We start from the raw sequence: 8,013 nt of genomic DNA, 5'->3' as shown, positions 1-8,013 counted from the left end.
GGGCCGTCGGTCAGGGCTATGAGTCCGGGCTGGCCGGGCTGGCGACGGATTTCGGCATCGACATCGACGATGGCGCCGATGAGGAGGGCCCCGCGCAGGACCCGGAGGCGGAGGAGGAGTCCGCCGCGGTCGAGCGGAAGGCCGAGGCGCTGCCGACCGTTCCCGCCCAGGCGGCGGCCGGGCCGCCGGTGGCGGAGGCGGCACCCGCGGTGGAGGTGACGTCCAAGCGTCCCCGTACGGCGAAGAAGAAGGTCACCCTCCCCAAGGTCGCCAAGAAGTCGCTGGCCGAAAACGACTCCTGGCGGCGGGCCCGGCTCTTCCCGGTCTCCTCGCTCAAGAGTGATCGGGAGCGCGAGATGAGGGCGACGTCCGTGCTGCTGTCGGTGATCGCCCAGGTTCCGGAGTTCGGGCGCCGGCTCACCGCCGCGTTCGGTGCGCCGGCGGGCCGTATGGAGACCTTCACCGAGGTCTCGCTGCCGCACGGCGGCAACGCGCCCAAGCGCCCCGACGGGGTGATCCGCGTCGAGCGGGCGGGCAAGCTGTGGACCGCCCTGGTCGAGACCAAGACCAACGGCAATCCGCTCAAGCCCGAGCAGGTGCAGGACTACATGGACATAGCGGCCCGGCGCGGCTACGAGGCCGTGATCACCCTGTCCAATGACGTCGCCCTGGAAGGCAGCCCGCTGGTCGACGTCAAGATCGACGGACGGCGTAAGCACAAGGTCGCGCTGTGGCATCTGTCCTGGGCGGAGGTGGCCCATCACGCCCAGATGCTCATCCGGCACGAGGGCGTCGGCAACCCCGCCCACGCATGGCTGCTCCAGGAACTGCTGCACTATCTCCAGCACGAGAACTCCGGCTGCCACGGCTTCCAGAACATGGGCCCGGCCTGGGTGCCGGTGCGCAACGGCATCGACGACGAGACCCTGTGCCAGGGCGACCGGCGCGCCGTCGATGTGGTCGAGAGCTGGGAGCGGCTGATCCGCCAGGTGTGTCTGCGGCTCGGCGGCGAGCTGGGCCAGAAGACGCTGCCCGTCCAGCGTGCCAAGCGCGGCACCGACCAGGGCTCCCGCCGCGCGGACCTCGCCGATCAGCTCTGCGAGGACGGCCGCCTCCACGCCGAGCTGCGTATCGAGGGCACCACCGGGATCCTGGCGATCGTCGCCGACCTGCGCACCGGCAAGCTGCGCACCTCCATCGAGATCCCGGCTCCCGGTCAGGGCTACCCCCTGACCTGGGTCAAGCGCCTGGTGCGCCAGCTGGCCGAGGCCCCGGCCGACCTCCACATCGAGACCCTGGTCGAGGGGCAGGGCGGTGGTCCGCGCGGCACGCTGGAGCGGTTGCGCCCCGAGCCGGGCGATCTCCTCCCCAAGGACGGCGACCGGATCACCGGCTTCCGGCTGTCCCTCTTCAAGAGCATGGGCAGCACCCGCGGCAATGCCGAGTCGGGATTCATCCGCAGCGTCGACGATGCCGTGGACCGCTTCCACGCCGGGGTCGTCGCCCAGCTGGAACGCCGTCCGGCCCGCCGCGCCGCCGAATAGCCCCCTCGTGGAAAGCAAAGCTCACATGCGGCGGAAGGGGACTGTGCAGGGGACGTAATCGCCCGCGATCGGCGGCTGTGACGCGCTCGCAACCGGGGGTTTTTACGGTGGCGGCAGTGGGAGACGCCCACCGCGAGCGTGAAAGGGGCATTCGTGACGGCATCGGCTCGGTCGGCACAGCCGGCGCCCACCGGCCCTGCCGCGGGGACGGCGGGGTCGGTGCGGACGGTGTGCTCCTACTGCGGGGTCGGGTGCGGGATCGTGCTCGACGTCGGGCGGGATGCCGAGGGGCGCCGGAGGGTGCTGAAGGCGTCCGGGGACAAGGCGCATCCGGCGAACGCGGGGCGGCTGTGCACCAAGGGGGCGACCAGCGCGGAGATGCTGGGGGCGTCCGGGCGGCTGGAGACGGCGCTGTCGCGGGACGACCGGGGGGCGGAGCCCGCGGCGGCCGGGGTGGACGAGGCGATCACGGCGACCGCCCGGCGGCTGCGGGCGATCCTGGACGAGCACGGCCCGGACGCGCTCGCCTTCTATGTGTCCGGGCAGATGACGCTGGAGGCGCAGTACCTGGCCAACAAGCTGGCCAAGGGGTTCATCGGCACCAACCAGATCGAGTCCAACTCACGGCTGTGCATGGCGAGCGCGGGCAGCGGCTACAAGCTGTCGCTGGGCGCGGATGGGCCGCCCGGTTCGTACGAGGACTTCGAGCACGCCGATGTGTTCCTCGTCATCGGCTCCAACATGGCCGACTGCCATCCGATCCTCTACCTGCGGCTCATGGACCGGGTGAAGGCGGGCGCCAAGCTGATCGTGGTCGATCCGCGGCGCACCGCGACCGCCGCGAAGGCGGATCTCTTTCTCCAGATACGGCCGGGTACGGATCTGGCGCTGCTCAACGGGCTGCTGCGGCTGCTGGTCGAGGGCGGGTACACCGATCAGGAGTTCATCGACGAGCACACCGAGGGCTGGGACGCGATGCCCGCCTTCCTCGACGACTACCCGCCGGAGCGGGTCGCGGAGATCACCGGCATCCCGGAGGACGACATCCGCGAGGCGGCGCGGTGGATCGGGGAGTCCGGGGAGTGGATGAGCTGCTGGACGATGGGGCTCAACCAGTCCACGCACGGCACCTGGAACACCAACGCCCTGGTCAACCTGCATCTGGCCACCGGCGCGATCTGCCGTCCCGGCAGTGGTCCTTTCTCGCTCACCGGCCAGCCCAACGCGATGGGCGGCCGGGAGATGGGGTACATGGGGCCGGGGCTGCCCGGGCAGCGGTCGGTGCTGGATGCGGAGGACCGGGCGTTCACCGAGGAGCTGTGGGGGATCCAGCCCGGCACGCTGCGGGCGGACGGGGCCGGGAAGGGCACCGTCGAGATGTTCCAGCGTATGGCGGACGGCGAGATCAAGGCGTGCTGGATCATCTGCACCAACCCCGTCGCCTCGGTCGCCAACCGCCGGACGGTGATCGAGGGCCTGGAGGCGGCCGAGTTCGTCATCACCCAGGACGCCTTCGCCGAGACCGAGACCAACGCGTACGCGGACGTGGTGCTGCCCGCCGCCATGTGGGCCGAGGCCGACGGCGTGATGATCAACTCCGAGCGCAATCTCACCCTCGCCCGGCAGGCGGTCGACCCGCCCGGTGAGGCGCTGCCGGACTGGCGGATCATCTCCCGGATCGCCTGCGAGATGGGGTACGGGGACGCCTTCGGCTATGAGAGCGCGGAGGAGATCTTCGAGGAGATCAAGCGCACCTCGAACCCGAAGACCGGCTATGACCTGCGCGGGGTGACGTACGGGCGGCTGCGCGAGACTCCGGTGCAGTGGCCCGCTGCGCCCGGTGACGGCGACGACCGCAACCCGGTCCGCTACGTCAACGACGGCGTCAGCCAGACCCTCGCCGTACGCGAGGACGGCACCCGGCCGCGGCTGGTGTTCCCCACGCCGAGCGGCCGCGCGGTCTTCCACGCTCGCCCGCACATGGACGCCGCCGAACTGCCGGACGACGACTTCCCGTATCTCCTGAACACGGGGCGGCTCCAGCACCAGTGGCACACGCTCACCAAGACCGGCAAGGTCGCCAAGCTGAACAAGCTCAACCCGGGGCCGTTCGTCGAGCTGCATCCGCGGGACGCGGAGCGGCTGGGCGTCGGCGAGGGCGACGCGGTGGAGGTGGCCTCGCGGCGCGGGCGGGCGGTGCTGCCCGCCGTGGTGACGGACCGGGTGCGGCCGGGGAACTGCTTCGCGCCGTTCCACTGGAACGACCTGTTCGGCGAATACCTCAGTGTCAACGCGGTCACCAGCGACGCGGTCGACCCGGTGTCCTTCCAGCCGGAATTCAAGGTGTGCGCGGTGTCGCTGGCGAAGGTCGCGTCGGCGCCGTCGGCGAGCCCGTCCCCGGCCGAGGGGGCTTCGGTGGCCGAGGGGCTCGCCGGGACGTTCGGCGTCGGCGATCTGACCCCGCCCGTCCTCACCGAGCCCGAGCGCCAGTATCTGCGCGGCTTCCTCGCCGGGCTCCCCGGCCCCGGCGTGCACGGCCCGGCCGTGAACCCGAGCGCCCAGGCCGCCACCGCCGTCCCCGTCCTGCCCCAGGACGCGCCCTTCTCGCCCGACCACGCCCTGTGGGTCAACGGCGTCCTGGCCGGGGCCTTCTCCCGCGCCGCCGCCCCCGGCAGTCCCGTCCCCGCCGCGGCCCCGGACACCGCCGTCCCCGGGACGGCCGTCCGCGAGGTGGTCGTCCTGTGGGCCTCCCAGACCGGCAACGCCGAGGACGTCGCCGGTGCCACCGCCCGCCGCCTCACCGAGGCCGGACGGCAGGCCCGGCTGCTGGAGATGGACGGACTCGCCGCCGCCACCCTCCCCCGCCCCGCCGACCTGCTCGTCATCACCAGCACCTTCGGCGACGGCGACGCCCCCGACAACGGCCACGGCTTCTGGGAGTCCCTGGCCGCCTCCGACGCGCCCCGCCTGGACGGCACCCGCTACGCCGTCCTCGCCCTCGGCGACTCCACGTACGACGACTTCTGCGGCCACGGCCGCCGCCTGGACGAACGCCTCGACGAACTGGGCGCCGTACGCCTCGCCCCCCGCACCGACTGCGAACCGGACTACGACGAGCCCGCGCGGGCCTGGCTGGACACCGTCCTCGACGCCCTGGGGACCGAGGCCCCCGAGACGGCACCGGCAGCACCCGCGACGAAGGCACCCGCGCCGAAAGCCCCGGCCGCCCCCGGCCGCCCCACCAAGGCCGCGCCCTTCACCACCCCCCTCACCGGCAACCGGCTGCTGAGCCTGCCCGGAGCGGCCAAGGAGGTGCGGCAGTTCGCGTTCGACACCGGCGATGGCGCGCTCGCCTACGAGGCCGGGGACGCGCTCGGCGTCTGGCCCGAGAACTGCCCCGACCTGGTCGCCGAATGGCTCGCCGCCACCGGCCTCGACCCGGCCGCCGAGGTGGCCGTCGCCGCCACCCCCGGCGCGGACGTGGCCGCGATGCCGCTCGGCGACGCCCTCCGGCGCCATCTGGAGATCGCGAAGATCACCCCGGATCTGCTGCGCTTCGTCCTCGACCGCACCCATGATCACGACCTCAAACGGCTGCTGCGCCCGGACAACAAGGACGGTCTGGCGCAGTGGACGTGGGGCCGCCAGGCCGTGGACGTCCTCGCCGAACACCGGGTGCGCGCCTCCGCCCAGGAGTGGGCCGACGTCCTCAAACGGCTCCAGCCCCGGCTGTACTCCATCTCGTCGAGCCCTCTCGCCCACCCCCACGAGGTGCGGCTGACCGTCTCCGTGGTGCGCTACGAGAGCCGCGGCGGGACGCTCCGCAAGGGCGTCGCCTCCACCCATCTCGCGGACGCCGCCGCCGACCGCCCCGTGCCCGTCTTCGTCCAGCGCACGCCCGCCTTCCGGCCCCCGGCCGACCCCACGACACCGATGGTGATGGTCGGCCCCGGCACCGGCGTGGCCCCGTTCGTCGGCTTCCTGGAGGAGCGCAGGGCACGCGGCGCGACCGCCCCCAACTGGCTGTTCTTCGGCGAACAGCGGCGCGCCACCGACTTCTACTACGAGGACGAGCTGGAGCAGCTGCGCCGCCACGGCACCCTCACCCGGCTCGACACCGCCTTCTCCCGCGACCAGCGGGCCAAGGTGTACGTCCAGGACCGGATGCGCGAACACGGCGCCCGGCTGTGGGCCTGGCTCCAGGACGGCGCCCACTTCTACGTATGCGGGGACGCGACTCGGATGGCGAAGGACGTCGACCGGGCGCTGCGCGACATCGCCGTCGCCCACGGCGGGCTGGACGAGGACGCGGCCGAGCTGTACGTCAAGCAGCTCGCCGCCGACAAGCGCTACGGCCGCGACGTGTACTGAACGCAAAGCATCTGCGATGTGAATGCCCTCCACAGGTGTGCTGATGCAGCCTGATGGGCTGGTGTCACCTCGCAAACGCGCTCGTATCATGGGTGGATGCACACGTACCGGATCGGAGAGGCGGCGGCCCTGATGGGCGTCAGCGCCGATACCCTGCGCCGCTGGGTCGACAGCGGACGGCTCACCGCCGAGCGGGACGACCAGGGCCGCCGCATCATCCCGGGCCCGGCGCTCGCCGCGTTCGCCCGGGAGCTGAGCCGTGGCACGGACCGGGAGGGCAACGGCGTCTCCTCGGCCCGCAACCGCTTCACGGGCATCGTCACCGAGGTGATCCTCGGCGATGTGTCCGCCCAGGTGGAGATTCAGGCGGGGCCGTTCCGCGTGGTGTCCATGATCAGCCGGGAATCCGCGGAGGAGCTGGGTCTCGAGCCCGGCGTCCCCGCGGTGGCGGTGATCAAGTCGACCAACGTGGTCGTGGAGAAGCCATGAGCACCGACGAGGGAGAAACCCTGTGACGACCCGTTCCGCAACCCGCCGGAACCGCACCCTGCGCATGGCGGGCGGCCTCACCGTGGCCGCGCTGGCGCTCGGCGCCTGTTCCTCGTCCGACTCCGACTCCTCCAAGAAGTCGGACGAGGAGAGCGGATCGTCCGCGAAGAAGGTGTCCGGCACGGTCACGGTCTTCGCCGCCGCGTCGCTCAAGGAGAGCTTCACCGAGCTGAAGAAGACCTTCGAGAAGCAGCACCCCGGCACCGAGGTGACGTTCAACTTCGGCGGCAGCGACGCCCTCGCCGCCAGCATCACCTCCGGCGCCCCCGCCGATGTCTTCGCCGCCGCCAGCCCCAAGACCATGAAGACGGTCACCGACGCGGACGACGCCAAGGGCACTCCGTCGACGTTCGTCCGCAACCAGCTGGAGATCGCCACCCTCCCCGGCAACCCGAAGAAGATCAGCAACTTCGAGGACCTCACCAAGGGCGGGCTGAAGGTCGCGCTGTGCGCCAAGGAGGTGCCGTGCGGCGCCGCCGCGCAGCAGGTGCTGGACGCGGAGCAGCTGAAGCTCACCCCGGCCAGCTACGAGCAGGACGTCAAGGGCGCGCTCACCAAGGTGGAGCTGAAGGAGGTCGACGCCTCCGTCGTCTACAAGACGGATGTGAAGGCCGCGGGCGGCAAGGTCGAGGGCGTGGAGTTCCCGGAGTCGAAGAAGGCCATCAACGACTACCCGATCGCCCCGCTGAAGAACGGGCCCAACGCCGAGGGCGCGTCCGCCTTCATCGACCTCGTGAAGTCCCCGCAGGGCCAGAAGGTGCTGACCAAGGCGGGCTTCCTCAAGCCGTGACCACTGCCGCCCCGCAGGACCCGCAGGTCCTGGAGAGCAAACGGCGGCGGACCCGGTCCGGGGTCCCGCTGCCGCTGCTGCTGCCCGCCCTCGCCGGGTTCGCCTTCCTCGTCCTGCCGCTGGCCGCGCTGCTGATCCGGGCGCCCTGGCGGTCGCTGCCGGATCAGCTGACCAGCGTCGAGGTGTGGCAGGCGCTGCGGCTGTCGCTGATCACCGCGACCGCCGCCACCGCCGTCGCGCTGGTGCTGGGCGTACCGCTGGCCTGGCTGCTGGCCCGGGCCCGTTTCCCCGGCCGCCGGGTGGTGCGCGCCCTGGTGACCCTGCCGCTGGTGCTGCCGCCGGTGGTGGGCGGTGTGGCGCTGCTGCTGGCGCTGGGCCGCAACGGGATCGTGGGCCGCTGGCTGGACTCCGCCTTCGGCGTCACCCTGCCGTTCACCACGGCGGGGGTGGTGGTGGCGGAGGCGTTCGTGGCGATGCCGTTCCTCGTGATCAGCGTCGAGGGCACGCTACGGGCCGCCGATCCGCGGTACGAGGAGGCCGCCACCACCCTCGGCGCCTCCCGTTTCACCGCCTTCCGGCGCGTCACCCTGCCGATGATCGCGCCCGGCGTGGCGGCCGGTGCGGTGCTCGCGTGGGCGCGGGCGCTGGGGGAGTTCGGCGCCACCATCACCTTCGCGGGCAACTTCCCGGGCCGCACCCAGACCATGCCGCTGTCCGTGTACCTCGCGCTCCAGAGCGACCCGGCCGCCGCCATCGCGC

Annotated in this window: 5 protein-coding genes; all 5 read left to right on the top strand. The window is 72.1% G+C overall.

The annotated features are described in order from the left end of the window. On the top strand, nucleotides 1-1,544 hold a 1,544-nt coding region (locus SSOG_RS21610), incomplete at its 5' end, for a hypothetical protein (protein ID WP_063631582.1). 219 nt (nucleotides 1,545-1,763) lie between these two features. Then, the gene (locus SSOG_RS21605; RefSeq protein WP_009716363.1) at nucleotides 1,764-5,915 is read left to right on the top strand and encodes a bifunctional nitrate reductase/sulfite reductase flavoprotein subunit alpha; all 4,152 of its coding nucleotides are present in this window, start codon (nucleotides 1,764-1,766) and stop codon (nucleotides 5,913-5,915) included. Between the two features lie 96 nt (nucleotides 5,916-6,011). Further along, nucleotides 6,012-6,404 (top strand): TOBE domain-containing protein, encoded by a 393-nt coding sequence (locus SSOG_RS21600; protein WP_009716362.1) that lies wholly within the window; start codon nucleotides 6,012-6,014, stop codon nucleotides 6,402-6,404. 22 nt (nucleotides 6,405-6,426) lie between these two features. Beyond that, nucleotides 6,427-7,254: a molybdate ABC transporter substrate-binding protein gene (gene modA, locus SSOG_RS21595; RefSeq protein WP_009716361.1), complete on the top strand. Its 828-nt coding sequence runs from the start codon at nucleotides 6,427-6,429 to the stop codon at nucleotides 7,252-7,254. Then, on the top strand, nucleotides 7,251-8,013 hold a 763-nt coding region (locus SSOG_RS21590; RefSeq protein WP_039938295.1), incomplete at its 3' end, for an ABC transporter permease. The genes modA and SSOG_RS21590, both read left to right, overlap by 4 nt.

Source organism: Streptomyces himastatinicus ATCC 53653 (assembly GCF_000158915.1).
In the GTDB taxonomy this organism is placed as follows: domain Bacteria; phylum Actinomycetota; class Actinomycetes; order Streptomycetales; family Streptomycetaceae; genus Streptomyces; species Streptomyces himastatinicus.
Note: the sequence above shows the minus strand (reverse complement) of the source record. Positions and strands in the feature narration are given on the sequence as shown.